Here is a 463-nt window from a genome sequence, read left to right on the forward strand (position 1 = left end):
GGGTACTGGGCGATCGCCCGTTCCAGTTCCAGGACCTTGCGGCCGTGCGAGTACTTGCCGCGCTCCAGCACGTCCGAGGTGTGGGCCTCGATCTGCGGCCACAGCCGTTCGAAGGTGGCCGCCTGGGAGAAGAACGGCACCCCGGCCGCGGTCTGTGCGCCGGCCGGGGCCGGCGTCGCCACACTGTTCACGCTGCTCCTTCACGGATAGAGGGACCGCCGCGGTGCGCGGTGTCGGTCGGCACGGTCACGCCCGGTGCCGGGGCCTGGGCGGTGTGCATCGTGCGACGGCACGACCGCGGGAGGGCAGCGGCGTCCGCACTGCCGTCGGCCATGTCTCGGAGGACCGGGCTTTGCCGGTCGATGCGCAGGGGGAAGCGAGGGCCGCTCCCCCGCTTCGGGCGCATGCCGAGGGGGAGGTCGGCCTTGGCCGGCGCCCGGACGGTGACGCTCACGGGCGTGCG

1 protein-coding gene and 1 pseudogene are annotated in these 463 nt (G+C 74.1%); both read right to left on the reverse strand.

Annotated elements, in window-relative coordinates; all coding sequences use genetic code 11:
• Nucleotides 1-191: pseudogene (locus TN53_RS42310) on the reverse strand (hypothetical protein); the annotation flags it as partial.
• Nucleotides 188-463: hypothetical protein (locus TN53_RS48930; RefSeq protein ID WP_234441865.1), on the reverse strand; the 276-nt coding region annotated here is incomplete at its 5' end. The pseudogene TN53_RS42310 and the gene TN53_RS48930, both read right to left, overlap by 4 nt.

It is taken from the genome of Streptomyces sp. WM6386 (assembly GCF_000972385.1).
Classification (GTDB): domain Bacteria; phylum Actinomycetota; class Actinomycetes; order Streptomycetales; family Streptomycetaceae; genus Streptomyces.